This is a genomic window from Paractinoplanes rhizophilus, assembly GCF_042664765.1.
Classification (GTDB): domain Bacteria; phylum Actinomycetota; class Actinomycetes; order Mycobacteriales; family Micromonosporaceae; genus Actinoplanes; species Actinoplanes rhizophilus.
Genome location: NZ_JBHTBJ010000023.1, coordinates 52420 through 78281, shown reverse-complemented (window position 1 = coordinate 78281; position 25862 = coordinate 52420). Strand labels below are relative to the sequence as shown.

Sequence of the window (25862 nt, the reverse complement as noted above, 5' to 3'; positions counted from 1 at the left end):
GCGTCCCGCGACGGAAGGGCCTCGTCATGAAGGCAAGAGGTGTTCTTCGCGCCCTGCTGGCGCTGGGCATGGGGGTGGCGACTTTGACGGTCGGCAACGGGCCGGCGGCGGCCGCGCCGAACAACGTGGTCAGCACCCCGCCGATGGGCTGGGCGTCGTGGAACACGTTCGCCGCGAAAATCAACTACAACGTGATCAAGGGCCAGGTCGACGCCCTGGTCTCGGCGGGGCTCAAGGACGCCGGCTACCAGTACGTCAACATCGACGAGGGGTGGTGGCAGGGCACCCGGGACGCCGCCGGCAACATCACCGTGGACACGTCCGAATGGCCGGGCGGGATGGCGGCGATCGCCGACTACATCCACAGCAAGGGGCTCAAGGCCGGCATCTACACCGACGCCGGGCGGGACGGATGCGGCTACTACTACCCGACCGGCCGGCCCGCCGCGCCGGGCTCCGGCAGCGAGAGTCACTACGACCAGGATTTCCTGCAGTTCTCCCGATGGGGCTTCGACTTCGTCAAGGTGGACTGGTGCGGTGGCAACGCCGAAGGGCTCAACCCGCAGAGCGCGTACACGGCAATCAGCGACTCGATCGCGCGCGCGACCGCTCAGACCGGCCGGCCCATGGTTTTCTCGATCTGCAGTTGGGGCAACGGCGGCCCGTGGAACTGGGCGCCGGGCATCTCGACGATGTGGCGCACCAGCCAGGACATCATCTATTACGGCGAGAGCGCCTCGATGAGCCGGGTGCTGGCCAACTTCGACTCCGCGCAACACCCCACGGCGCAGAGCCCCGGCCACTACAACGACCCTGACATGCTCATCGTCGGCATGCCCAACTTCAGCGCGGCGCAGAATCGTACGCATCTGGGGCTGTGGGCCATCTCCGGCGCGCCGCTGCTCGCCGGCAACAACCTCGCGACGATGAGCGCCGAGACCCGGGCCATCCTGACCAACCGCGAGGTCATCGCGATCGATCAGGACCCGCTCGGCCGGCAGGGCACCAGGGTCGCCGAGGACGCGACCGGCCTGCAGGTCTACAGCAAGACCTTGACGGGTACGGGCCGACGAGCCGTGCTCCTGCTCAACCGCACCGGCGCCACCGCCAACATCACCGCCCGCTGGTCCAGCCTGGGCCTGACCGGCACGGCGGCCGTGCGCGACCCGTGGACCGGCACCGATCTGGGGTCCTTCGCCTCCGGCTACACCGCGAGCGTGCCGTCCGGCCAGGCCGTGCTGCTGACCGTCAGCGGCACCGACGGGTCGGGTTCCGGCAGCCGTACCGGGGCGATCGTGGGCCGGCAATCCGGCCGCTGTCTCGACATCGACAACTTCAGCTCCGTCAACGGCACGCAGGCCCAGCTGTGGGACTGCAACGGCCAGACCAACCAGTCGTGGACGTACACCTCGGACAAGCGGCTCACGATCTACGGAAACAAGTGCCTGGACGCGTACAACCGCGGCACCGCCAACGGCACCAAGGCCGTCATCTGGGACTGCAACGGTCAGAGCAACCAGCAGTGGAACCTCAACGCCGACGGCACCATCACCGGCGTCCAGTCCGGCCTGTGTCTCGACGCCACCGGCGCCGCCACCGCGAACGGCACCAAGATCGTGCTCTGGTCCTGCGGCTCCGGCGCCAACCAAAGATGGACCCTGACTTCTTGACTAGCCGCCGGCATCCGGCCACTCTGATCGAAGTCTGTCAATGTATACGGTAGCTCCGGGAGCCTGGGATGAGTCCTCAACGACGGCGCAAGCCGCGATCGATCACCGCCATCGGCGTGACCGCCGTTCTGGTGGCCGGCACCTTCGCGGTCTCATCCCCGGCCGCCGCGGCGACCGGGCTCACCCTCTCGGTGAACGCGTTCGCCGCCCGGCACGCCATCAGCCCGGACATCTACGGGCTCAACGGCGCCGACCCGGCCTTCGCCGCCGAGATCGGCATGCCGGTGGCCCGCTGGGGCGGCAACGCGAGCAGCCGCTACAACTTCCGCAACCACACGTACAACACCGGCAGCGACTGGTACTTCGAGAACATCGTGGCGGGCGACAGCAACACGCTCGAGTCGTTCGTCCAGACCAACCGCGACCGCGGCACCAAGCAGGTGGTCACCGTGCCGATGATCGGCTGGGTGGCCAAGGACTCGCCCTCGTCGCACCCGTTCGCCTGCGGGTTCCCGGCGACCCGGTTCCCGCAGCAGGACCGGTTCGACGAGTGGGACGCCAACTGCGGCAACGGCCAGCTCAACGGCGCCAACCTGACCGGGGCGGAGCCCACCGACACGTCGATCCCGGCGGACGCGTCGTTCGACGGCGCGATGGTCTCCCACCTCGTCGGCAAGTTCGGCACCGCGGCGAAGGGCGGCGTCCGGATCTACGAGCTCGACAACGAGCCGGTGCTGTGGAGCTCCACCCATCGCGACGTGCACCCCGACCCGGTGAGCTACGACGAGCTGGGTGGCAAGGGCACCGCGACCGCCGCCGCCATCAAGGCCGCCGACCGCACCGCGGCGGTGCTGGGCCCGTCCGGCTGGGGCTATTGCGAGTGGGTCGCGTCCGGATTGGACGGATGTGCACCCGGCGCCGACGCGGCCGCGCACGGCGGGCTCAACCTCTCGCAGTGGTACCTGAAGAACATGCGGGACTACGGCGCCGCCCACGGCGGCAAGCGCTTCCTCGACTACTTCGACCAGCATTACTATCCGCAGATCAGCGGCGGTAAGGACGCCGAGTCCAACGCGCTGCGGCTGCGCTCCACCCGGTCGCTGTGGGATCCGACGTACGTGGAGGAGTCGTGGATCGGCCCCAGCGGCGTCAACGCGCCGCCGCTGCAGTTCATCCGCACGATGAAGGCGTGGGTCGCCCAGTACTACCCCGGCACGAAGGTGGCCATCACCGAATACAACTGGGGCGCGCTGGACGACATGAACGGCGCGCTGGCCCAGGCCGACGTCCTCGGCATCTTCGGCCGTGAGGGTCTCGACCTGGCCACCATCTGGGGCGAGCCGCAACCGACGCAGCCCGGCGCGTACGCCTTCCGGATGTACCGCAACTACGACGGCGCCGGCGGCCGGTTCGGCGACGTGAGCGTGTCGGCGACCAGCAGCGACCAGGGGCAGCTGGCCGTTTACGGCGCGCAGCGCTCGTCCGACAAGGCGCTGACCATCATGGTCGTCAACAAGACCGGCGGCGATCTGACATCGCCGCTGTCGGTGACCGGCGTCAACGACACGGCCAAGGTCCAGCGGTTCACTTACGGCCCGGCCGACCTGAATTCGATCGTACGAGGAGACAACCTCGCCGTGTACTGCGGCACCATCACCGCGACGTACCCGGCGAACTCGATCACCCTGCTGGTCGTGCCCCGGCGGTGACGGCCTGAACGGCAAGATGCTCGGCGTCTGAGTGGGGAGCGGCCCGTCAAGGGCCGCTCCCCACATTCTGTCCGCACCACAACACCTGCACGGTTCGCGTCACGGCGCTGAACACTTTGCCGGCGGCTTGGCAATGTCAGGTTGGAAGCGCGGAGTTCGCCGAGGAGGGCCATGGCTTCGGATGCGGATTTGATAGGCCGGTCGCTGGATGGCGACGTCGACGCCTTCGTGGAGGTGGTCGGGCGTCATGAGGTCGCGGTCGGCTCGTACCTCGCTCGCCGGGCGGGGCGCGACGCGGCCGAGGACCTGCTGGGCGAGGTCTGGGTGGCGGCGTTCGAGTCGCGGCGATCGTACGACCGGTCGTACGACGACGCGCGGCCGTGGCTGTACGGGGTGGCGCTGAACCGGTTGCGCCGCTACTGGCGGTCCCGGCCGGCCGAGGACCTGGTCGCGGACGTGGCGGACCTGGCCGCCGGATGGGATCCGTGGTCGGCGGTGGACCTGGGCGTGGACGCCCGGGCCGTGCTCCGGTCGGCCCTGATGCGGCTCAAGCCCGAAGAGCGGGAGGTCCTGAGGCTCGTCGCCTGGGAGGACCTGACCGCGGCCGACGCCGCGCGGGCGCTCGGCATGCCGGCCGGCACCGCCCGGCGGCTGCTGAGCCAGGCTCGCACGGCATTGCGCGACGCGCCGGGGGTGTCCGCGCTTCTGAAGGATCGCAACAGCGCGAAGGAGAGACACCGATGACCGACGAGCTCGATCTGGTCGGTGAGTTGGGCAGCGCGGAACCACTGCGCCCGGAGGCGTATCAGCGGGCACGGTCGGTGCTGCGGGCGGCGATGGCCGACCCCGGCACCGTGCGGTTGCTGGGCGCGATATCAGCGGAGGACACGACTATGGAGACGACTTCCACCATGGAAACGACAACCACGCGGGATCACGAATCCGGCCCGGCGATTCAGCGCCGCCGCGGGATCGGCGTCGCGGGCCGGTTGGGCATCGGCGCCGGAGTGGGGGTTGCCGCCGCGGCGGCTATCGTCGCCGTGGTGCTCAACTCGTCGGCGACCGGGAGCGCGGTAGCCGGCAAGGATTCGCCGGCCGCCGTAGGGCCGGCCGCCGTAGAATCGGCCGCCGTCGAGGGGTCCGCCGACCGTGCGCCGCTGCTGACGCTGGCCGGTTCCATCACGACATTGACCCCGACGTCGGGGGACGCGTGGCTGGTGAAGGCGACTCAGGCCCACGGCACCAAGACCATGCAGGTCGTCTACACGCTGTACACCGACGGTCATGCGATCTACACGGGCGACAGCGTGACGGACATCAAGCGGGCGATCACCCGCCACCAGGACCAGATGAAGGCCGGCGGCTACGCTCCGCTCCTCAAGGCGGCCGTCGCCGCAGCGGACAGCAGCCCGGCCGACGGCCGCACCCGGATGCTCAAGGCGGCCAAGGACCCGCTGATCGGCCTCGACCCCGCCGCGCAGAAGGCGAAGTGGGACAAGCAGCAGGCCGCCGCCGCGGCGATCGTCAAGCAGAAGGGCGGCACCTACCAGCCCAAGCCGTACAGCCCGCAGGCCGTGCAGCGGCATTTCGACAATGCCTTGTGGACGTACAGCACCGAAGCGTTGTCCGCCGGCGACGGCAACACGCAGGTCCGGGCGGGCGTGCTGCGCCTGCTGTCCACCATCTCCGCGGTCAGCGTCAAGGACTCGACCACCGACGGCAAGGCCACGCTGACGATCACCGCCGGCTCCGAGGTGTTCGGCGGCGAAGGCGGCGAGGTGCTGACCATCGACGCCACGACCGGCATGCTGGTCAAGGACGTGTCCACCGTGCCCGGCCTTCCCGAGGCCCACACGACGTACGAATCCTCCCGGGTGACCGCGGCCGACCTCTAGCCGCAACTCTTGGCACCACCGCTACCCGCAGATGGTGCGGGCCGCCTCCCAGGCGGTCCGCACCGTTGTTTGTTTTCGGCTGCCGCGCCCCATGTCAAAGTGCGGACGCTCGGCTCCCTTCGATTTGCCCCGCCGGTGGCATGCATCGTCACCATGAGACGGCGCTCTGTATCAGGGGATCGCGTCGGAGGAGTCGAGGGTCGACTTGATGACGCTCGCGCTCGCCGTCATGCCTGCCTCGAGGCGGGCGGCGAGGGTGTCCGGAAGGACGTCCTGAACCCAGTACAGGCGGCAGGACGTGGCGCCGGCGGGCAAGATCTGCATGGACGCGTTGTGGTGGTCGGGATGGATGGCGTCGCCGTTGGTGGCATAGGCGAGGCGCCGTTCCTTCTCGTCGATGCCGATGAGGCGTTCCCGGAAGACAGCTCCGTTCGCGAACGTCACGATGCGGTGGTCGTCCTCGGTCCGTACGTCGGTGACCCAGCCGGGGGCCATCCGGGACGGGCCGGTCGCCCAATCGCCGATCACCGCCCAGGCCGCGTCGGCTGACACTGCGATCGGGATGTCGATGATGATGGAAGCCATGCCCGAGAGTCTGGCCGCCGAGTCGCAATGGCGTCTTGAACGCTCTTGCGCAGGGACGGTCCAGCCGGTGCGCCGTCGGCGTTCAGCTGGAGAGCAGCAGCGGGATCGTCCCCAGGTATGCCAGGCCGAGCAGGACACCGTGGCGGCTGGTGAGACGCCGGCCGCGGAACAGCAGCAGTCCGGCGAGGAACGCGCCCGAGACCATCACGCTGACCAGCACTATCCCGCCATGCGCGGGGTTCGTGCCGTCCGCGAACCCGATCACCGCGCCGCCGGCCAGGCTGTTGAACAGGTTGCTCCCGAACAGGTTCCCGACCACCAGGTCGGACTCGCCGCGGCGTTGCGCCTGCACCGTCGTGACGAGCTCCGGCAACGAGGTGCCGATCGCCACCACGGTGAAGCCGATGACGGTCTGTGAGACGCCGAGCGCGGCCGCCGCCCCGGAGGCGCCGACCACCAGCATCTGTGCGCCGGCCAGCACCCCGGCCAACCCCAGCAGGGCGCGAATCGGCTCGGCCCACCATTTTCGTACGGGCACGGGATCCGCCTCGAGCCCTTCGCGTACCTCCTCCGCCGATACCGGATCCGGCCGGCTCGGCCGCGCCCACCGGATCAACAGCCAAAGGGCGGCGGCACAGGCCACGGCCAGCACGGTGGCGCTGGTGACGTCGAGCCCGAACAGGGCGATCAGCCCGAACAACGCAACTCCGGCCACGGCGAGCGGCACTTCTCGCCGCATCACCGAGGCGGCGACCGGAACCGGGGCGATGAGGGCCGCTACGCCGAGGAGAAGACTCAGGTTGAGGATGTTCGATCCCACGATGTTTCCCACCGCCAGGCCCGTGTCCCCACGCGCCGCCGCGAGGCCGGAAACCACGAACTCCGGGGCGGACGTGCCGAGCCCGATGACGACGATGCCGATCACCACCGGGCTGACGCCCAGCCGGCGGCCGAGCCGGGACGAGCCGAGCACCAGATGATCCGCGGCCCAGGTCAGCAGGAGCAGTCCGGCCGCGGCGAGCAGAATTTCCAGGATCATCGAGGGCCCCCAGCCAGCGGCGAGTCATCACGCCGACCAGGCTTCCCGGCACTCCACCGACAACGATACCGTCCCGTGTCACCCATCCCAGCGATTCGCAGGTGGCGAGACGACACCGGCCGGCCGTGTCCGTCAGGCTATCTGGCGAAGATCGTTGCCGTAGTCGAAGATGATCCGCATTCGCGCGCCCAGGGCTCGCGCGTATCGGCTCAGGGTCGCGACCTCGTTGGCGTCGAGGTCGCCGTTCTCGATCTGGCTGACGCGCCCGGGTGAGACACCCATCAGGTCAGCGACCTGCCGTTGCGTCATGCCCAGCCGCTTGCGCTCCTCGGCAAGGTGGTAGGCGCTGATCCACGCTTCGGTCCGTGCCCGCTCCGCTGCCAGAGCTTCCTCGTCCCCGTCGTGCAACTCCGCACGGAGGTCTTCCCAATCCTCGAACTCGCTCATGAGCTCTCCCTCCGCTTTCTCTCTTCGGCCAGCCAAATCTCGTAGGCGCCTTCGGCGATCGGGATTGCCGTTTTGTACCACCGGCTCCAGTCACCGGCCTTGTTCCCGGCCACCAACAGGACAGCCTGCGACCACGGGTCGAAAACAAACAGCACTCTGATTGCGACGTCCCGGCCCGAGCGCGACCAACTATAGCCCGAGCTAAACACCGACGGAACGGTTCGCTTACACCCGGGTCGGCACTGTCAATCTGCTGAAGAGGGCCCGCTTCGACTTCTCGACAGGAGATCGGACAGGACGCCGGGAAGCTGCTCGAACGCCTTGTCGCCAGCTGTTTCCGGCTTCCACGCGATGACTCCGTCCGGACGAAGCAGCGCGTCGCCCGGCGGTGCGTCGCCCGGCTCGAGGGTGTGGACGGCCACCGGGACGTCAAGCGCGTTCGCGGCCTCGCGCCAGCCCGGATGATCGTCCTGAAGGAGGAGCGCGAATCCTCCCGCGGTGGTGTCGAGCGTGGAGATCGGGCCGTCCGGGCCGGTCAGCATGACGTGCGGTACCCGCGTGCCGACGGCCCAGGACTTCGCACGCGGGTCGTCGAGCGGGTTCTCCGGCGGCCCTTCGGCGCGGACGGCCGTCGATCGGTAGATCGCGCCGAGTTCTATGGCGGCGTCGTCGAGCGGCGGCATCAGATCATCGCGCGGCAGCGATGGATCCACCCGTAGCGCGTACCGCGTGTAGGCCTGTTCCACGGTGAGCGCGCTATGAGGTCGGCGCTCGACGTCGTACGTGTCCAGGAGCTCGGCCCCGGCCAGCCCTCGCGTGACGAACGCGAGCTTCCAGGCCAGGTTTTGGGCGTCGGCGACGCCCGTGTTTCCGCCGAACCCACCGGTGGGCGGCATCGCGTGGGCCGAGTCGCCGGCCAGGAACACCCGACCGCTCCGGAACGATCTGGCCGTCACCGCCATCGCGCTCCAGCGCTGGACGCTTTCGATACCGACCGGCAGGGTGGCGTCGGCGCCCAACGCCGTACGCACGAGGTCGGCGCACTGTTGTGCGGAGATGTCCTGGCCCAGATGGGTGTCGCGGCGGCCGTCCGGGTCGAGCGTCGCGAAGACGGCCAGGAAGCCCGAATCTCCCGTGATCGAGAACCGGAAGAACCCGGTCAGCTCAGGATGGTTGACGTACACGACGCTGAGGTTGCGCCCTCGTAGCAGGTCATTGACCTCGGCCCGGAAGTAGATCGTGACGCAGTCGGCGAAGCCGCCCCGGCCCTCCATCGGTATGCCCAGACGTTCGCGGACGGTGCTGTGCACGCCGTCCGCCGCGACCAGGTAATCGGAGGTGACGATCTGATCGGTGCCGCCGGCGCGGGGGCGAATGACCGACCGGACATGATCATCGTGCTGCTCGAACGAGACCAGATCGGTGCCGAACAAGTGTTCCCCGCCGAGTTCGGTCGCCCGCCGGCGAAGGATCGGTTCGAGCCCGACCTGGGTGAGAAACAAGCGGTCGGTCGGGCTGAGGCCTTCCACCCCGTCGTTGTACGACCGGTAGAAGTACGCCAACTCCTTGCCGCCGAGGCTCTCCACCGCGACAATAGCCCCGCCCTGCTGGAACTCACGAGCAGCGGCCGCCTCCACTTCCAGTTGAATCCCGGCCGAGCGGAAGACCTCCATCGTCCGTTGATGGAAAGACGCGGCACGCGGGTGAATCGCGGTGCCGGAATGACTCTCCACCACAAGGTGCGGCACCCCGTACTTGGCGAGCAGCACAGACGTAGTGAGGCCGACAAGGCTGCCGCCCACCACGAGGACCGGGACGTGACGTTCCTCCATTCGCTGATCCTGCCGCACGCGGAGGACCGCCGCGAGCCCCAGCCGGCCGTCAAAACGCCTCAGGTCGTCACCGAGACATGGATGGTCCACCGCATGATCGGTCCCGGGCACGGGGTCGGGTCGTGGTCGCACGGATTGTCGGTGTACGTCGTCACGTCCGCCTGTCCCGGCGCCGCCGCCGTGTAGTGAACGACGAGCGGCTGGTTCGTGGGGTAGCCACCGCTCACGTCGCGCTGGACGAGCACCCCGCCCGTGTTGCTGGGAGGCGGGTCGTACTGGCTGGGCAGGCTCACCACGAGCGTGTCACCGACGCGGAGGCTGAGCGCACGGCCGTTGTCCGCGGTGGTCACCGTGACGGTCTGCCCGCCGCTGCTCGACACGTCCACGACCTGGACGTGCACCGCCCACAGTGCGATCGGAAGCGCACACGGGGGCGTCGTGTGCAGGCAGGCGTAGTCGGTCTGGGAGGACAGGTCCACCGAGCCGGGCGCGACCGCCCGGTAGAGCGCCGCGAACGGCTGCCCGGTCGGGAAGCCGCCGCTGCTCGACACCTGCGACAGTCCGGACCCGCTGGCCGTGACCGGCCGGAAGGTGGCCGGCAGCGACACGCCGAGCGTCTGCCCGACCAGGAGCGTGACCGTGCGTCCGCTATCGGCGTCCGTCACCCTGACGTCGGCGCCGGACGACGACGAGGACGAGGCGTGCGTCGGCGGCACCGCATCGTTGTCGCAGCTCATGGCCGGGGCCGCGCCGGTACCGGCGAGCTGCATGCCGAAGCTCGTCGAGGCACCCGGGGCCAGCGAACCGTTGTAAGTGGCGTTGACCGCGGTGGCGGTGCCGCCCGAGACGCTGACCGTGGCGTTCCACGCCGAGACCACCTGACCGGTCGCGGTCCAGGTCACGGTCCACCTGGTGGCGGCCTGCGCGGACGTGTTGGCGACGGTGACGGCGACAACTTGGCCCCCGGCCGTCCCGCTGCCCCACTGGGACTGGATGGTCGCGGTCGCGCTGCACCCGCCGACCGCCGCCGCAGCGGTGCCGGCCACCAGCGGTGCCATCACCATGGCCGTCAACAGGCCCGCTCCCGCGGCGACTCCGCTGACCGCAAGAGTTGCCCGCCTGGATACCGCCATCACTGCCCCCTGCTCTTCCCGGCCCAGCTCCGGCAGCAAGGCTCTCGCGAAGCGTTACATAGGGGAGCGTCGATACGCTATCGCCCGGTTGGGTGGTGTGGGCAAATTGCACAGGCGGCCCGGCGAGGAGTGCGCCCGCGACCATGCAACGCCAACAAACCAGTTCAGGAACTATTGGGTGGCGACCCCTGGATCGAGCCGCCGAGCTCGGACTCCCGGGCCCGCCCGCCGCTCGTGTGCCGACGGTGTCCGATGCACGACGCACCGTAACGTGCCCCCGCGCCGACGGGGCGAGTAGCGTCCTCCGGGTACGCCCCACGTGGACCGCGCACGAAACCACGACCCATATTCGGCCACCGGCATGCCGTCCTGCTTCGCCCGGAAACGGTGTTGCGCGCATGGCCGTGGGCTTGCCGTGTGGTGTGGAGGCGCAAGACTCATGGACACTGACTTCACTGCTGTTCCGGATTGGTTTTCCTTCGAGAACGCCGGCGCCGGCATCGCCGTCGCGGACCTCACCGGTGACGGGCGCCCCGATCTGGTGGTGCTCATGGTCGACGACCCGCCCGGGCAGAACGCCGGGTATTTCCGGATCGGCGTGGGGGCCGGCAACGCGGGCGAGGTAGGTGCGTGGACGCCCTGGATCGCCGTACCTGATTGGAATCCATGGCTCAACCAGGGCGCCGGCATCGCGGTCGCCGATGTCAGCGGGACCGGGCAGCCGGACCTCATCGTTTTCATGGTCGACGCGGTGCCGGATGGCGCCAACGCCGGCTACTACCGGATCGGCTGGGACCTTCAGCCGACCGGTCAGGTCAGCGGCTGGTCGCGGTGGATGGCCGTGCCGGACTGGTTTCCCTGGGTGAACGCCGGTGCGGACATCGCGGTCGCGGATGTCGACGGCGATGGACGGCTCGACCTCGTGATCCTCATGGTGGACGCGCCGGCCGGCCGCAACCAGGGCTACTACCGCAGCGGCCCGCTGAGCCCGGACGGCACCGTGGCCGCCTGGCGCGGATGGGTGGCCGTCCCGGATTGGTACTTCTGGGAGAACCAGGGCGCCGGCATCGCGGTCGCCGATCTGGACGACGACAGCACACCTGAGCTGCTCGTGCTCGCTGTCGACAGCCCGCCCGGTCAGAACGGCGGCTACTACTGCGCCGGGTGGCGGCTCGAGGCGGGCCGTCCGGCCGACGGCTGGGGTCCGTGGCAACCGATCCCGACGTGGCGCTTCTGGGAGGGGCAGGACGCCGCGCTCGCGGTGGCGGGCCTCGGCGCCGCCGGGATGCCTCACCTCGTCGTCCTCACGGTCGACAACCCGCCGGGCGCCAACGACGGCTGGTACCGGGTGCTGGACGTCATGACCGACCTCGAGATGGCCCCGCAGATGGGAGTTTGGCGCCTGCTGGAGAACGACGCCCAGGTCAACCCGGTGCATGCGGCGCTGTTGCCGACCGGCAGCGTGCTGTTCTTTGCCGGCTCCGGCAACGACCCGGATCGGCACGGCGGGCGGCAGTACCCGACGGCGGTCTGGCACTATCCGCGACCGGCGTACAGCAACTCGCTCTCCCCGGCAGACCTGTTCTGTTGCGGGCACGCGTTCCTGCCCGACGGACGCCTGCTGGCCAGCGGCGGAACCGAGCAGTACGACCCGTTCTTCGGCCTGCGGCAGGCGGTCACCTTCGACCCGCACGCCGGCACTCCCGATCCGGCGAGCCCGACCGGGACGACCGGCGCGTGGACCGTCGAGCCGGACATGAGCGGTGGCCGGTGGTATCCGACGCTCGTCGCGCTGCCGGACGGGCGCGTCCTCGCCGTATCGGGACTTGACGGCGACAGCCAGCTGAACGTCTTCCCGGACGTCTACACCGGCGGTGCGGGCTGGACCCAGCTGCCGCAATCACCGTCGAACTGGCCAATGTACGGCCACCTGTTCCTGCTCGCCGACGGGCGCCTGTATTACAGCGGCGGTCAGTACGGCGGCAGCAACGGCGTACGGCCAAGCATCTGGGATTTGACCACGAACACGGCGACCGACGTCAAGGGCATTCTCGTCGACGCCGGTCGGCGCAACCAGTCCGCCAGTGTGCTACTGCCGCCGGCGCAGGACCAGCGCGTACTGCTGATGGGCGGCGGCCCGGCCGACATGCACGACCAGACCGGCGCGACCGCCACCACGGCGATCACCGACCTGTCGGCGCCGGGACCGATCGTGACGACGGCGGCTCCGATGGCAATGCGCCGCATGCATCTGTGCGCCACGCTCCTGCCTGACCGCACCGTACTGATCAATGGCGGATCGATGATGGAGGAGAGCGCCGCCGACGCCACCCTGGAGGCCGAGCTGTACCGGCCCGACGCCGGTGGCGGCCCCGGGACCTGGGTCATGGCCGCCACCTCCCGGGTACCGCGCCTCTACCACTCGGTGGCCCTGCTCATGCCGGACGGCAAGGTCATCACCACGGGCTCGAATCCAGCCCGGAAAACCGAGGAACTCCGCATCGAGGTGTTCTGGCCGCCGTACCTGTTCGCCGGTCGGCGCCCGGTGTGCATGCCGGCCGACGCCGAGTTGCACTACGGCGAGTCGGCGGTGGTCACCGTGCCCGACCCGGGAGAGATCGCCTCCGCGGCTCTGATGCGACCCGGCGCCACGACGCACTCGATGGACGGCGAACAGCGTCTCGTCGATCTCCCGTACCAGATCACCGGTCCGGACCAGATCACCCTGCAACTGCCCGGTTCCCCGGGCCTGGCGCCGCCCGGCTGGTACATGGTCTTCGTGGTGAACACCAGCGGGGTGCCGTCGGAGGCGGCCTGGATCCACCTCACCTGAACCGCACCACACTCGACGAAGGGACGGTGACCGATGGCCGCACAGCCGTACGAGATGATGTTCTACGAGGTGATGTGGCGCACCTGGGCGCGCGACGTCCCGTACCCGATGCCGTGGTGGCTTCAGTCCTATTTCCGGGACTGGCCCGGTGACGACGCCGGGATGTTCCCCACCAAGCAGGCGGCGCTCGCCTCCAACGCGCTCTACCGGTACTGGAACATGGCCGGGGTCAAGGACGCCCACCAGGAGAGCCTGGTCGGTCAAGCTGGCGAGATCGAGCCGGTGTACGAGCGGTTCGCGGTGACGTTCTTCGTCATCGTCGACGGCAGGCTGCACCTGCCGCAGCTCACGGCCGCCGGCGCGCCGGCGCCCGCCCTCCAGCAGCACCGCCAGGACGGATATCTGCCGGTGGTCGTGACGACCTATCAGCCGCCGGCCGGGGTCAGCGTGGAGCAGCGCACGCTCAGCACCGTGGTGGGACGGCAGAACCATGTCGCCGTCCTCAATCGGCTAGTCGTGCGCCCGTCCCGACCCGGAGGCCGTACGGGACAGCTCGGTGTCGCCGTGGTGCCGGTCAAGCCGAGCGGCTTCACCCGGTACGGCAAGACCGGCGAGGCACTGCAGACATCGCAGCTGTCGTTCCTGCGGTATCTCAAGGCCGAGGGGAGGCTGGAGACCAACACCGGCGCCGGGCCGGTCTTCGCCACCGCGCCGGCGTCCTTCGGCCTCTACGGCAACGACGACGGCGTCGACGATGCCGATCACTACCTCGCGGTGAGCCCGTTCGTCGAGCTCGCCGCCGGGCGCGCGCTCAACGGCAGCGAGCAGGCCCGCGATCCCCGGGCCGGATTGTGCAGCGCGGCGTTCCTGTGGCCGTTCGACGTCACCGGTGGCCAGGAATTCACGCTCGACCTCTGGCTTCCGGTGGACGACTTCCGCGACGCGAGTGACTTCGCCGACCTCACGGCGCAGCCGGCCGGCACGTTCGAGGCGGCCAACGCCGCCTTCTGGCGGCAGAAGCTGGACCGGAGCGGGATGCAGGCCACCCTGCCGCCGGTGGTGCGGCACCTGTGGCAGCAGTACCGCTCCTGCCGCGCCGACCTGCTCATCCTCGCCGACGACGGGGCGATCCATCCGGGTCCGACGATCTACGACTCGTTCTGGATCCGGGATTCGAGCGTGGAGGCCATCGCCTGCAGCCTGGCCGGCGACGACGGCCTCGCCGGCGCTCAGCTCGGCCGGCACCACCTCGAGGTCTTCCAGACCGGGACGGGCCGGATCGGGCCGGCGAGCGCCTACGGCTTCTTCGGCGGCGAGCACGAGCGCGACGCCCAGGAGTGGGATGCCAACGGCGAAGCGCTCTGGGCGTTCGGCCGATTCGACCGGATACAGGGATCGGCCGCGGCGTTCGGCGCCAAGGTGTACTGGCCCTACGTGCTGCAGGGCGCGCGCTGGATCCGGGACAACCGCAGCGCCGACGGCATCATGCTGAGCGGCTGGAGCGCCGAGCACATCGGCGACCGCAACCAGCCGCACTACTGGGACGATCTGTGGTCCCTGGCCGGACTCTACGAGGCCGCCCGGATCGCCGAGCGCATCGGCGCGGCCGAGGTCGCCGAGCTCTGGGCGGCCTTCGACTCGTTGAAGGCGGCCACCGCGGCCTCCATCCGGTGGGTACTCACCCAGCAGAGCAACGACGGGCAATGGGAGACGTACGTGCCGAGCGGGCCGGGCGGCGACCGCGGCCTCTACTCCACCATCATCGGCGCGGTCGCCTACTTCCATCCGACCCGGCTGCACTACGGGGCGAAGCTCGGCGACGACCTCGACCTCGCGTTCCGTCTGACCCTGGACACGATCTGGGCCCACTTCGTCCAGGGCGGCTTCCGGCACGACAAGTCGTGGCAGGCGTACGGCCCCTATCTGACGATGCAGTTGGCACACGCCTTCCTGCTGATCGGGGATCTCGACCGGATGGACGCGCTGCTCGGATGGGTCATCGGCAACGCCGCGTATGCCAAGGTCAGCCGGTATCCCGGGGCCGCCGATGAGTGGCAGGTGACCACCGGCACCTGGAACGAGCAGCACGCCTACCCGGTGGCGAGCGACTTCACCGAGATGCCGTTCCGCGTGTGGTACATGGGCGACATGCCGCACGGCTGGGCGGCGGCCGAGTTCATGCTCCTGCTGCGCGAGATGCTGTTCTTCGAGGCGGGCGAGGACGACGCCCGGGAGCTCTACATCGCGCCCGGCGTCCTGCCCCGGTGGCTGCGCGGCGACGGCGGCCACTCGGTCACCGTCGCCGACGCGGCCACCACGTACGGCACGCCGTTCGGGTACACGCTGAATCACGACGAGGCGAACCGGATCCTCCGCATCGACATCACCCAGGCGGTCCCCGGAGTCACGTACGTGTATCCGTGCCGGCTGGGAGTCGTGACCGATGCCGCCGCCGATGGCGTCGCGGTGCCGGCGGCCGGCGGTGACGTTCGCCTGCCGGCCGGCACCCGCCGCGCCGAGATCCGGTACCGATAGCGCGGCGGGGAACCGCCCGGTGTCGCCAGCGGCACGATGGGCGGTATGTTCGCCGGTATGAGACGGAAGACGTCACTAACCCTGGATGAGGGCAGTATTCCTCTGGCGCGCTCTCGCGCCGAGGCCGAAGGGCTCGACGTCGGCCGCTGGTTGGACCGGGCAATCCGCCATGAGGCCGCACGCGTGGACGTCGATGTCATCGCCGAATGGGAATCCTCGTTGCCGCCGGGCGACCGAGCGGTGCTCGCCGCGCTCGACGCAGCAGACCGGCACGACTTCGACGCCGCGTGATCCGCGGCGACGTGTACGAATACACGGTCGGCAAGAACCGCGCACGGATCGCGATCGTTTCCGCAGCGCCGTACAACCCCCGCCGGGCTACCTTCGTGGTCATCCTCGGCCCCGACACCCCGACGCCGGTGTCACCTTCGCTCGTGCCCATGGCACCGGCCGACCCGATCCGCGGCACCATCGACGTCACCAGGTTGCGGCCGCTGGTCCCCGAGAACGTCGGCGCTCGCGTTGGCCGGCTGTCTCGAACGACGCTGCTGCGGGTCGACGACCCCTTGCGCAACTACCTGGGTCTGTAGCGAGCCTGTTGCGCGGGGACGCCCCGTCTGGGAGAAGCGTCTTTAACGCCGGCCGCTGCGCCGCCCTCGGGCGAATCAAGCTGGGACCGCTGACCACGCCGTGGACCGGCAACGCGATATTGCATCTCGACGGCATCTCGCATCGGCTGAGTGGCAGCGGGCGAATCCGACGTGACGGCGGACCACCGAAGGCGCTCGCGTGCAGGGGGCCGCAGCCTGCGAGCTTGGCATGCGCGAGACCGACCATGTGATCGCGCTTCAGCCGTTTCCCGACGGGCGCGATCGTGACAGTTACGGCCTGCCGCTGAAAAACTGTTATGCCGGTCCGGAATGCAGGGGTGCCAAGATGGACCGGCGTAACCAATTGAAGTTTCCCAATGTAACGTGTTTCAATCGTTGCGTTGGGAGCGCTCCCATCGCCTTGAACGCGTGGTCGGTCATCCATCCGGGCGGAGGACGACGTCGATTTCCGGACCGCGATTGCGGCGAGCCGGAAGACGGCGGCCAGGCCGATCACGTCGGCCGCGCGAGCGGCACCTGCGGCACCAGTCGAGAGACACCCACCCCCGTGGAGTGAATGTGATGATCAGACAACGATGGCTTTCGCTGGCGGCCGCGACCGCGGTGCTGGCTGCTGCGGGCGCGGTGGCCGGTATGGGCTCGGCGGTGGCGGCCGAGTCCAACGGTGGGGTCCGGGTCATGCCCCTCGGTGATTCGATCACCGACGGTACCCAGGTGCCCGGTGGTTACCGGATCGGTCTCTGGCAGCGGCTGGCGGCCGGCGGCTACCGGGTCGACTTCGTCGGCTCCCAGGCCAACGGTCCGTCGTCCCTGGGCGACCACGATCATGAGGGTCATCCAGGCTGGCGCATCGACCAGATCGACGCCAACATCAACGGGTGGCTGGCGGCGACCACGCCACGTACCGTCCTGCTGCACATCGGCACCAACGACGTGCTGCAGAACTACAACGTGTCCACCGCGCCCAACCGGCTGTCGACCCTGATCGACCACATCACCGCCGCGGCGCCGAACGCCGACGTCTTCGTGGCCACCATCATCCCGCTCTCCTCGTCCGGTCAGGAGGCGGCCGGGCGCACCTTCAACGCGGCCCTCCCCGGAATCGTGCAGAGCAAGGTTGCCGCGGGTAAGCATGTCCACCTTGTCGACATGCATGCCGCACTCACCACCGCGGACCTGATCGACGGTGTCCATCCCACGTCCGCCGGCTACGACAAGATGGCGGCCACCTGGTACACCGCCCTGCGAGCCGTGCCCGGCAGCATCAGCACCGGAGCAACGAGCAGTCCCACTACGAGCACCCCGACGGCGTCCACCTCCCCGGCGGGCGGGGCATGCTCGGCCGCGTACGCCGTGACCGGGCAATGGCCGGGCGGATTCCAGGCCGCCGTGACCGTCACCGCGGGCAGCGCCCCCATCTCGGGCTGGTCGGTCACCTGGCAGTTCGCCAACGGGCAGACGGTCACCCAGGCATGGAGCGCCACCGTGACCACCAGCGGCGGCACCGTCACGGCACGGAACGCCGACTACAACGGCAGCCTCGCCGCGGGGGCCAGCACCCAGTTCGGCTTCCTGGGCAACGCACCCGGAACGAACAGCGTGCCGGCCTTGACCTGCGCGCGGACGTAGCGGCCCGCCCATCAGCAAAGCCCGGCCGGCAAGGTTCAGCCCCGAAAGCGAAAAGGACGAAACATGACCCAACATCAGAAGGAACCGGCTGGCGACAAGCGGAGATTGCTGAGGCGGAGAACCGTCCTGGCGACAATCGGGGCTGTGCCGGTCGTGACGGTCGCGGGGTCCGTGTTGGCGGCCACGGATGCTTCGGCCGCGACGGCGAACATCAATCCGTCGGCACCGAAGCAGACGATCAAAGGCTTCGGAGCCATGTGCCACGCGGCCTGGATCGGTGACCTGACGGCTGCCCAGCGGGACACGGCGTTCGGTAACGGCGACGGCAGGCTCGGGTTTTCGGTGCTGAGAATCCCGGTCAACGAGAACCAGTCGGACTGGAGCCGTGACCTGGCGACTGCGCAACGGGCGGTGGCGCTCGGGGCGACCGTCTTCGCGTCGCCGTGGAACCCACCCGCCAGCATGACCGAGACCTTCACCCATGGCAGCCAGACCAATGCGAAGCGCCTCAAGGCCGGCTCGTACGCGGCCTATGCTCAGCATCTGAACGACTTCACCGCGTACATGAAGAACAACGGGGTGAATCTGTACGCCATATCGGTGCAGAACGAGCCCGACTACGCGACGGACTGGACGTGGTGGACGTCCGCCGAAATTGTCAAGTTCCTGAAAGAGAACGCCGGCTCGATCAGCACCAAAGTCATGGCGCCCGAGTCTTTCCAGTACATCAAGTCGATGTCCGACCCGATCCTCAACGACGCCACGGCGCTGGCCAACGTGGACATCATCGGCGCCCACCTCTACGGCACGTCGTACGCGAACTTTCCGTACCCCCTCTTCAAGCAGAAGGGTGCGGGCAAAGAGCTGTGGATGACCGAGGTGTACTACCCCAACAGCAGCGCCAACTCCGGGGACTCCTGGCCCGAGGCGCTCGACGTGGGGGAGCACATCCATCACGCCATGGTGGACGCCGAGTTCCAGGCGTACGTGTGGTGGTACCTGCGCCGAAGCTACGGCCCCATGCGCGAGGACGGTCAGATCAGCAAGCGCGGCGCCATGATGGCGCACTTCGCCAGGTTCGTCCGCCCCGGATATGTGCGGATTGACGCGACGGCCAACCCGGCGACGAACGTCTACGTCTCGGCGTACCAGAGCGGCAGCACCGTCGTGATCGTCGCCTTCAACAAGAACACCTCGTCGGTGAGCCAGCAGTTCACCCTGGCGAACACCGCCGCGTCCGGCAGCGTCTCGAACTGGCTGACCGACTCGAGCCGGAACGTCGCCGCCCAGAGTGCGCTCACCATGTCGAACGGCTCTCTTGCCGTCACGCTTCCCGCGAGAAGCGCGATGACCTTCGTGCTCAACCTGAGCGGCGGGAACTCGACGACCAGCCCGACGGCCAGCGCGTCGCCCACTGTCACACCCACTCCCACCGCGACGTCCGGAAGTGGCACGGGATCCCGGGTCGCCTACACCATGAACACCTGGAACTCCGGCTTCACCGCCAACATCAGCATCACCAACACCGGCAGCTCGACGATCGACGGCTGGACGCTCGGCTTCACCCTGCCGTCCGGTCAGACGATCACCTCGGGCTGGAACGCCACCTATTCGCCCTCCGCCGGCCAGGTGAGCGCGCGCAACGTCAGCTACAACGGCACACTCGCCCCCGGTGCCACCGTCGACATCGGATTCCAAGCCACACACACCGGCAACACCACGGAGCCGACCGCCTTCACCCTCAACGGAGTCCCCTCCGCCGTGGCCTGACCGGCAAGCGAACCACGCGCCGCACGCGCGTAGCCCCGGCGCATTGCTGCGCCGGGGCGCCAACTCGTGGACCCGCGGTATCAGAATGCGAAATCCGCCCTGACCGTCGCCGGTGATCCGCTACCGGTACAGATGGCCAGGTCGCGGGTACAGGGCGTGGTGGGGTGAGACGTCGTTCCCGCGCCGAACGGCCTGGTTTGGGCCACGGGTGACGTGGTAAGGGTGAGCGAAGTCGGCCCGCACGGTGAGCATCGTGGTCACGCACCGGTGATCAGGGTTGCCTCGCATCGCAGACCGGTTGACTTGGCAAGCGGCCATCGCCGGTGACGAGCCGACAGCCGAGATACTCGGCGGCGGCGACAAGCAGCCGCCCACGACCGGACATGGCGCCATCAAGGTGTACGTCCGGTCGAATCCTCGATGACCTGGCTCATCCGGACCTGTTCGAGTCCGACCAAGAACTGGAGGACCCTCCTCACAGACATCTACGCCTCCAGCCGGACCGACACCGAGTGAAGCTCTCGGAGAAGTTCGACGACTACGACTCACGAGATGGTCGATGCTAATCGATCTAGTAGGCGTCGAGGAGGTTCGCCTACCCCTCCGTCAGGGGTCCGTTTGGGCCGAACGTTGCAGCATGCGAACCGCCCTGCCGTTGTCCGGTGCCCCTCTGTCGGGTCCTTTGGTCAGCTCGAGGTATGAGCCGCTCGTGTGGATCGCGTCACTAGTCCGTTGGCTTAGTGAGCCGCTGGTGACCCGCCTGCTTCCTAAGCGAGGAAGAAGACCTAGTGACTTAGGAAGATGCAGTTTGCTGGAGACACGGCTACGAAGCCTCGTGACCACGTCAGATACGCACTTCTTCCTCAGCTATGGCATCATCTTCCTAAGTTGGCCTCTGGAACTTCCTAACTTAGGAAGATGGGTGCAAGATGGCGGATTGGCTCGAGGGTCTCATCACGGAGCTGCGCAAGTTCGGCTCTGAAGCTACGAGGGTGGAGGTCAAAGCAGCAGCCAGCGGCTTACCTGCCTCGGCGCGGGAGAGCCTCGCTGCCTTCTGCAACAGCCCTGGCGGCGGCACGCTCATATTGGGCCTTGACGATACGCCGGGTTTCCGGCCGGTCGGCCTCCCGGACGCCAGGAAGCTGCAAACGGATCTTGCCGCCATGTGTCGCGACGACCTGACGCCCCCGCTTCAACCAAACATCTTCATCGGGGAAGTCGATGGCTCTCCGGTCGTTGTGGCGCAGATCGTCGAGTTGCCCCGGGAACAGAAACCCTGCTATATAACCGCGAAAGGTCTAAATAGGGGCACTTACATAAGAGTGGCAGATTCGGATAGGCGCCTCACGGCAGAGGAGGTGCATCAACTGATCGCCGAGCGAGGACAACCAGTTTTTGACACCGAAGCCGTAGGTGATGCGGCTGTGGCCGATCTGGACGGCGCGGCGGTCGATGGCTATGTGAGTCGTCTTCGTGAGCAGAATCCACGCCTGTGGGCAAATGAATCCGTTGAAACTATTTTGCGCATGAATCGGGTCGTTGTTCCCGACGCGGCCGGCGAATATCGGCCTTCGCTCGCAGGACTGCTCTCACTTGGCCACTTTCCTCAGCAGTATTTTCCTCAGCTCAATGTCACGTTTGTGCATTTTCCAACGATAACCGGGGAAAGTACGCCGTCGGGCGTCAGATTTCTTGACAACGTCAGCATGAATGGCTCGATACCGTATATGGCGCGCGAGGCCTTGGCTGTCATTCAGCGGAATATGACACGCAGATCACTTATCACGGGCGAAGGTAGGCGAGATGTTTGGGAGTATCCACCCGAAGCGCTTCGAGAGGCGATAGTCAACGCTCTTGTCCATCGGGACCTATCGCCGGGATCCCGGGGGACTCAGGTTCAGATTGAGCTCTACCCAGATCGATTGAGAATCCAAAATCCGGGCGGCTTGTTCGGTTCGTTGGACGTGAACCGGCTCGGCGAGGAAGGTCGTTCGTCCGCTCGTAACTCGCTGCTTCTCAAGTTGCTGGAGGAAGTGTCGGTTCCTGGGGAAGACCGCACTGTCTGCGAAAACCGCGGATCCGGCATTCGCGCGATGATATCTTCCCTGCGGCGAGCCGGCATGGGGCCTCCACTCTTCAAAGACCGGGTCACGTCATTTGAAGTGCTAATGCCCAATCATGCCCTTCTCGACGATGAGACCGTCCTTTGGCTCAGCACGCTGGGGCGCGAAGGCATCCGAGACTCGCAATGCATCGCCTTGGCCCTCATGAGGCGTGGGGAAGTTCTGGACAATTCCAAGTATCGGGCTGCAACGGGCGTGAGCGACAGTCGGGTCGCATACTTCGAACTGCAAGACTTGGTCGCGCGGGAACTCGTCGACCAAACAGGAAGTCGAGGTGGAGCGCGCTATACGCTGTCCGAATATGCAAAGTCGGTAGGTACGCACGAGGCTAGGCGACGGCCCCGCCCTAACAGGCGACTCCAAATTATTGAGGCGCTGGCACATCTGGGTGATTTGTCCAAAGCCGAGATCGCCCAGACAATCGGGGCTTCTGAGAAGACCGCGGAACACTGGCTGGGCCGTCTCAAGCGTAACGGAGAAATCGAGGTCATTGGCGGCAAGAACCGGAGCAAGAACACCCGATACATCTTGAGTCAGCAGCTACGGCTACTTCTTGAAGACGCCGAAACAACAGGTCAGTAGGGGTCCCTCGAACCGGGCTCGCGCTGTCCCCGGCAGCATTCAGATCCTGGACCACCTGGACAGATACGTCCTGCGGCGGTCGCGAGTTGACCCGCGGAGCGGAGCCGGCGCACCTAGAACGACCACCGTAACGTGGGGTCTGGCGGTCGCCCCCAGGTAAGGGTAGTGGGGCGGACGGGACTCGAACCCGTGACCGATCGATTATGAGTCGACTGCTCTAACCCGCTGAGCTACCGCCCCTTACCGGCGGCGATCCTAACCCGCCGATCAGCCCGCAAGCCACCGATCTACGCCGCCACCCGCGCGCCCAGCCATGACAGCACCGCCCCCGCCGCCCGCCATCCGCCGGCGAGCGCGCCCTGGATCGATGGGCTGTCCCGGTGGTCGCCGGCGACGAAGATGCCGTCGCCGAGGTCCACCGGCTTGCGCAGCTTGGCCTGCGGGACCCGGGCCGATGGCAGCGCCGCGGGGATGCTGACCACCTCCAGCAGCTCCCACGTGTCGGTGGGCACGCCGTACATTCTGGCCAGTTCGACGCGGATCACGGACTCGGAGGCGCTCGACGGGGCCGACACGCCGACGACCGAGGCGGCGATCAGCGACTTGCCGCTGGGTGCGTACTCGGGCGCGGCGTTGCTGACGACCACCGTGTTCGCGATGATCTCGCGGCGGTCGCCGTCGAGCACCAGGGTCGGCTCGTCCAGGGGCGCGCGGTCGGCGCCGAAGTAGAACGTGGTCAAGCCGTGCATGTCGGGCGTGGGGAAGCCGGGGAGCAGGTCCGCGGCGGTGAGTGGGTCGGTCGCGACGATCACGGCGCGGCAGCGCAGTTCGCCACCCTCGGTGACGACCAGGCCGGGGCCCAGTGACAGGGTGCGGGCGCCGATCAGCAACTGCGGGTAGGGGAGCGGGCCGGCCACGGCGGCGGGCAGGGCGGCCATGCCGAGGGCGGGCACGCCGATCCGCCCGCGGGCGAACGAGCGCAGCATCATCGCGAAGACGTGGCTCGACGTGTCGAGCGAGCGGTCGGCGAAGACGCCGGACAGGAACGGGCGCAGCACCTCTTCGATCATCCGGTGCGACAGGCCGGCCCGGCGCAGCATCTCCTGCGTCGTGGTCTCCCGCGCCTCCAGCAGGCGCGCGGCCGGCATGGAGGCGCATCGGGTGGCGAGCGCGGCGAACTTCAGCCGGTCACTGAGCGTGCCCACGCCGGAGGTCAGGGTCTGCGGCGTGGCGAGCGGGCCGCGCAGCGGGTTCGCCAGGCGGTGGAGGTCGCCGCCGCGGCGGACCAGCACGCCGGACGTGAAGTAGCGCATGTCGAGCGCATTGACGTCGATCAGCGCGGGGACGCGCGGGTAGGCGGTGTTGAGCACCTGGAAGCCCCGATCCAGCCGCCATCCGTCGATGACGTCCGTGGTCACCCGCCCGCCGATCCGGTCGGACGCCTCGACCAGCAGCCACTCGACCCCGGCGCGGTCCAACCGGCGGGCGGCGGCGAGGCCGGCGAGTCCGCCGCCGACGATGACGACATCCACCTCCACGGGCTGCGACACGGGCACCTCACAAGGGGACGAAACAGGCAAGGCCCAGCCTAACGGCGAGCGCGGGTCGAGGCAGGCGAATCGGTCACGCTTCAAATCAACCCCATCGCGTACGCGACGACCCCGTCCCCAACTGCAAGCAGCCCGTCCCCGCCGCGCCAACCCCGCCGGCGCCACCCCTGGGCCGTCCCCGAGGACAACAGAACGCGAAAGACCGTCCCCCAAGACACCAAGACCGCGTTCTCAGATATCGAGCACCAGATCGCCGGCCGGCCGCGCGCAGCACAGCAACGTCTCCCCGGCGCCCGGCCGCTCGAGCGGCTCCGGCTCGTACGTCACGTCCCCGCTCAACACCGAGGTCACGCAGGTGTGGCACACCCCGGTCCGGCACGACCACCGGGTCGGCACGTCGCACGCCTCGGCCAGCTCGAGCAGCGAGCCATCCCCCGACCGCACGGTCAGCCCACTGCGCGCGAACGTGACCCGCGGCCCGGTCCCGGCCACCCCCACCGGCTGGTGCGGCGTCCGCGCCGCCTCCGGCGACACCAGCCCTGGGTTGATGGCCGACCGCGCCCCGAAGAGCTCGGTGTGCAGCCGCGCCGGATCCAGCCCGATCTCCACCAGTGACGCCCGCACGTCCTCCATGAATCCTTGCGGCCCGCAGATGTACGCGCTGGCTGCGACCGGCAGCCCGAGCGACCGCAGCGAGTCGAGCGTTTGCCGCCGGCCCAGGAAGAAATGCACCCGGGCATCCGGGAGCGCGGCGATCAGCTCCCGTACCTCGTCGTCGAAGGCCATCGGCGCGCTGTGGTCGGTATGCAGCCACCAAACCTCGCGGGCGCTCGCCGAGGCGGCCAGCTGGTGCAGCATCGCCAGCACCGGCGTGACGCCCACCCCGGCCGAGATCAGCAGTACCGGCGCGGAGTCGGCGGACAGCACGAACTCCCCGCGCGGCGCCGCCGTCTCGAGCACCGAGCCGACCCGCAACGTGGTGTGCAGATAGGTGCTGACCTGCCCGTCCCGCTTCACGCTGATCCGGTACGTCCCGTCGTCCGCACCCGACGAGAGCGAGTAACTGCGAACCGCCCCGTCCACGCGAACGGTTATGTATTGCCCGGGAACGGGAACGGGCAACCGCGTACCGTCGACCGCGGATAGCCGTACGGAAAGAATCGCGGAACTCTCCGCGGTCAGCGCGACCACCCGCAGCGGGCGAAAGCCCGCCCATCCCGGTTCGGCGCCGACCGGCGGCGCCCCACCGCCGTCCAGCAATTCCCGGAACGACTGCAGCCAGCCGGGGCTCAAAGCGGGAATGTCGACCGCGTCGCGCAGCCGGGCGAAAGAGCGATCCGGCAGATAGAGCAACGCGTCGGTCTCGGCCACGCTCAGCGAGTGCGGCCCGCGCCGGGTCCGCGAGATCGGGTCGCCGGCCCGCACGTGCCCCTCGGTGATGACCCGCATGTAGAAACCGGGCCGGTGATGGGCCACGAGCAACGACGGCATGCTCGGCAAGCCGAGCCGCATTCCGACCCGATAGCAGGTCACCCGCGGTTGGGTGACCTCGAATTCGGCCTCCCCGATCCGATACCGATCGCCGATGCACACCTCGTCGTCCGGCAGCCCGGTGACCGTGAGGTTCTCGCCGAAGTGCCCGTGGCCGATATCGTCGCGGGCCAATTCCCGGCGCCAATACTTGATCGATTCGAGCTGATACACCAGAACCGCGCGCTGCTCGCCGCCGTGCCCGCCGAGATCGCCCTGCCCGTCCCCGTCGAGATTGAGCCGCCGCGCCATGACCGGCCCGTCGACCGGCGTCTTGTAGATGCCGGTGTGCACGGTCCGCCCCTGCCAACCGACATCTCGGGGCATGCCGACGTTCACCGAGACCAGCGCTGCCATGAGCGGCTCCCCCCAACTGAACGGCCGTCGCC

At 68.4% G+C, this 25862-nt stretch carries 20 protein-coding genes and 1 tRNA gene; 12 read left to right on the top strand and 9 right to left on the bottom strand.

Features of this window, described 5'->3' with window-relative positions:
* The first annotated feature begins 26 nt into the window (after positions 1–26).
* The 4 genes from ACFQS1_RS26450 to ACFQS1_RS26435 all read left to right on the top strand — a co-directional run bounded on the left by ACFQS1_RS26450 (position 27) and on the right by ACFQS1_RS26435 (position 5274).
* A complete protein-coding gene (locus ACFQS1_RS26450; protein ID WP_378973265.1) occupies positions 27–1670 on the top strand; it encodes a glycoside hydrolase family 27 protein in 1644 nt (547 codons plus the stop codon).
* A 68-nt stretch (positions 1671–1738) separates the two neighbouring features.
* On the top strand, positions 1739–3379 hold the full coding sequence (locus ACFQS1_RS26445) for a glycoside hydrolase family 44 protein (protein ID WP_378973263.1): 1641 nt from the start codon (positions 1739–1741) through the stop codon (positions 3377–3379).
* A gap of 171 nt (positions 3380–3550) precedes the next feature.
* On the top strand, positions 3551–4123 hold the full coding sequence (locus ACFQS1_RS26440; protein ID WP_378973261.1) for an RNA polymerase sigma factor: 573 nt from the start codon (positions 3551–3553) through the stop codon (positions 4121–4123).
* The gene (locus ACFQS1_RS26435; protein WP_378973259.1) at positions 4120–5274 is read left to right on the top strand and encodes a hypothetical protein; all 1155 of its coding nucleotides are present in this window, start codon (positions 4120–4122) and stop codon (positions 5272–5274) included. The genes ACFQS1_RS26440 and ACFQS1_RS26435 overlap by 4 nt, the downstream gene beginning before the upstream one ends.
* A 171-nt stretch (positions 5275–5445) precedes the next feature.
* Here ACFQS1_RS26435 and ACFQS1_RS26430 read toward each other — a convergent pair whose 3' ends face one another.
* The 6 genes from ACFQS1_RS26430 to ACFQS1_RS26405 all read right to left on the bottom strand — a co-directional run bounded on the left by ACFQS1_RS26430 (position 5446) and on the right by ACFQS1_RS26405 (position 10241).
* Positions 5446–5859 (bottom strand): SRPBCC family protein, encoded by a 414-nt coding sequence (locus ACFQS1_RS26430; protein WP_378973257.1) that lies wholly within the window; start codon positions 5857–5859, stop codon positions 5446–5448.
* Between the two features lie 82 nt (positions 5860–5941).
* Complete coding sequence (locus tag ACFQS1_RS26425; protein ID WP_378973254.1) at positions 5942–6898, bottom strand: calcium/sodium antiporter; 957 nt, start codon at positions 6896–6898, stop codon at positions 5942–5944.
* 132 nt (positions 6899–7030) lie between these two features.
* Positions 7031–7345, bottom strand: a complete 315-nt coding sequence (locus ACFQS1_RS26420) for a transcriptional regulator (RefSeq protein WP_378973252.1) — start codon at positions 7343–7345, stop codon at positions 7031–7033.
* Entirely contained in the window at positions 7342–7500 is a 159-nt protein-coding gene (locus ACFQS1_RS26415) for a type II toxin-antitoxin system RelE/ParE family toxin (RefSeq protein ID WP_465263220.1), read from the bottom strand. Before ACFQS1_RS26415 ends, ACFQS1_RS26420 begins: the two co-directional genes overlap by 4 nt.
* A 90-nt stretch (positions 7501–7590) precedes the next feature.
* Positions 7591–9177 carry an FAD-dependent monooxygenase gene (locus ACFQS1_RS26410; protein WP_378973248.1) on the bottom strand — a complete coding sequence of 529 codons (1587 nt, stop codon included), beginning with the start codon at positions 9175–9177 and terminating at the stop codon, positions 7591–7593.
* Positions 9178–9236: 59 nt separating this feature from the next.
* Positions 9237–10241: a cellulose binding domain-containing protein gene (locus tag ACFQS1_RS26405; protein ID WP_378973245.1), complete on the bottom strand. Its 1005-nt coding sequence runs from the start codon at positions 10239–10241 to the stop codon at positions 9237–9239.
* 508 nt (positions 10242–10749) lie between these two features.
* Here ACFQS1_RS26405 and ACFQS1_RS26400 point away from each other — a divergent pair.
* The 8 genes from ACFQS1_RS26400 to ACFQS1_RS26365 all read left to right on the top strand — a co-directional run bounded on the left by ACFQS1_RS26400 (position 10750) and on the right by ACFQS1_RS26365 (position 22393).
* On the top strand, positions 10750–13143 hold the full coding sequence (locus tag ACFQS1_RS26400; protein WP_378973243.1) for a galactose oxidase-like domain-containing protein: 2394 nt from the start codon (positions 10750–10752) through the stop codon (positions 13141–13143).
* A gap of 33 nt (positions 13144–13176) precedes the next feature.
* On the top strand, positions 13177–15678 hold the full coding sequence (locus ACFQS1_RS26395; RefSeq protein WP_378973241.1) for a hypothetical protein: 2502 nt from the start codon (positions 13177–13179) through the stop codon (positions 15676–15678).
* Positions 15679–15735: 57 nt separating this feature from the next.
* Entirely contained in the window at positions 15736–15969 is a 234-nt protein-coding gene (locus ACFQS1_RS26390; protein WP_378973239.1) for a hypothetical protein, read from the top strand.
* A complete protein-coding gene (locus ACFQS1_RS26385; protein WP_378973236.1) occupies positions 15966–16268 on the top strand; it encodes a hypothetical protein in 303 nt (100 codons plus the stop codon). The genes ACFQS1_RS26390 and ACFQS1_RS26385 overlap by 4 nt, the downstream gene beginning before the upstream one ends.
* Before the next feature lie 229 nt (positions 16269–16497).
* A complete protein-coding gene (locus ACFQS1_RS26380) occupies positions 16498–16845 on the top strand; it encodes a hypothetical protein (protein ID WP_378973234.1) in 348 nt (115 codons plus the stop codon).
* Between the two features lie 5 nt (positions 16846–16850).
* Positions 16851–17918, top strand: a complete 1068-nt coding sequence (locus ACFQS1_RS26375; RefSeq protein WP_378973231.1) for a cellulose binding domain-containing protein — start codon at positions 16851–16853, stop codon at positions 17916–17918.
* A 63-nt stretch (positions 17919–17981) separates the two neighbouring features.
* Positions 17982–19688, top strand: coding sequence for a glucuronoarabinoxylan endo-1,4-beta-xylanase XynC (gene xynC, locus ACFQS1_RS26370; protein WP_465263219.1), 1707 nt, complete (start codon positions 17982–17984; stop codon positions 19686–19688).
* Positions 19689–20617: 929 nt separating this feature from the next.
* Positions 20618–22393 (top strand): ATP-binding protein, encoded by a 1776-nt coding sequence (locus ACFQS1_RS26365; RefSeq protein ID WP_378973226.1) that lies wholly within the window; start codon positions 20618–20620, stop codon positions 22391–22393.
* A gap of 166 nt (positions 22394–22559) precedes the next feature.
* Here ACFQS1_RS26365 and ACFQS1_RS26360 read toward each other — a convergent pair.
* The 3 genes from ACFQS1_RS26360 to ACFQS1_RS26350 form a co-directional block, all read right to left on the bottom strand.
* Positions 22560–22633, bottom strand: a tRNA-Ile gene (locus tag ACFQS1_RS26360).
* A gap of 47 nt (positions 22634–22680) precedes the next feature.
* Positions 22681–23943 (bottom strand): NAD(P)/FAD-dependent oxidoreductase, encoded by a 1263-nt coding sequence (locus ACFQS1_RS26355; protein WP_378973224.1) that lies wholly within the window; start codon positions 23941–23943, stop codon positions 22681–22683.
* A 231-nt stretch (positions 23944–24174) separates the two neighbouring features.
* On the bottom strand, positions 24175–25830 hold the full coding sequence (locus ACFQS1_RS26350) for an MOSC domain-containing protein (protein ID WP_378973221.1): 1656 nt from the start codon (positions 25828–25830) through the stop codon (positions 24175–24177).
* Between the last annotated feature and the right edge of the window lie 32 nt (positions 25831–25862).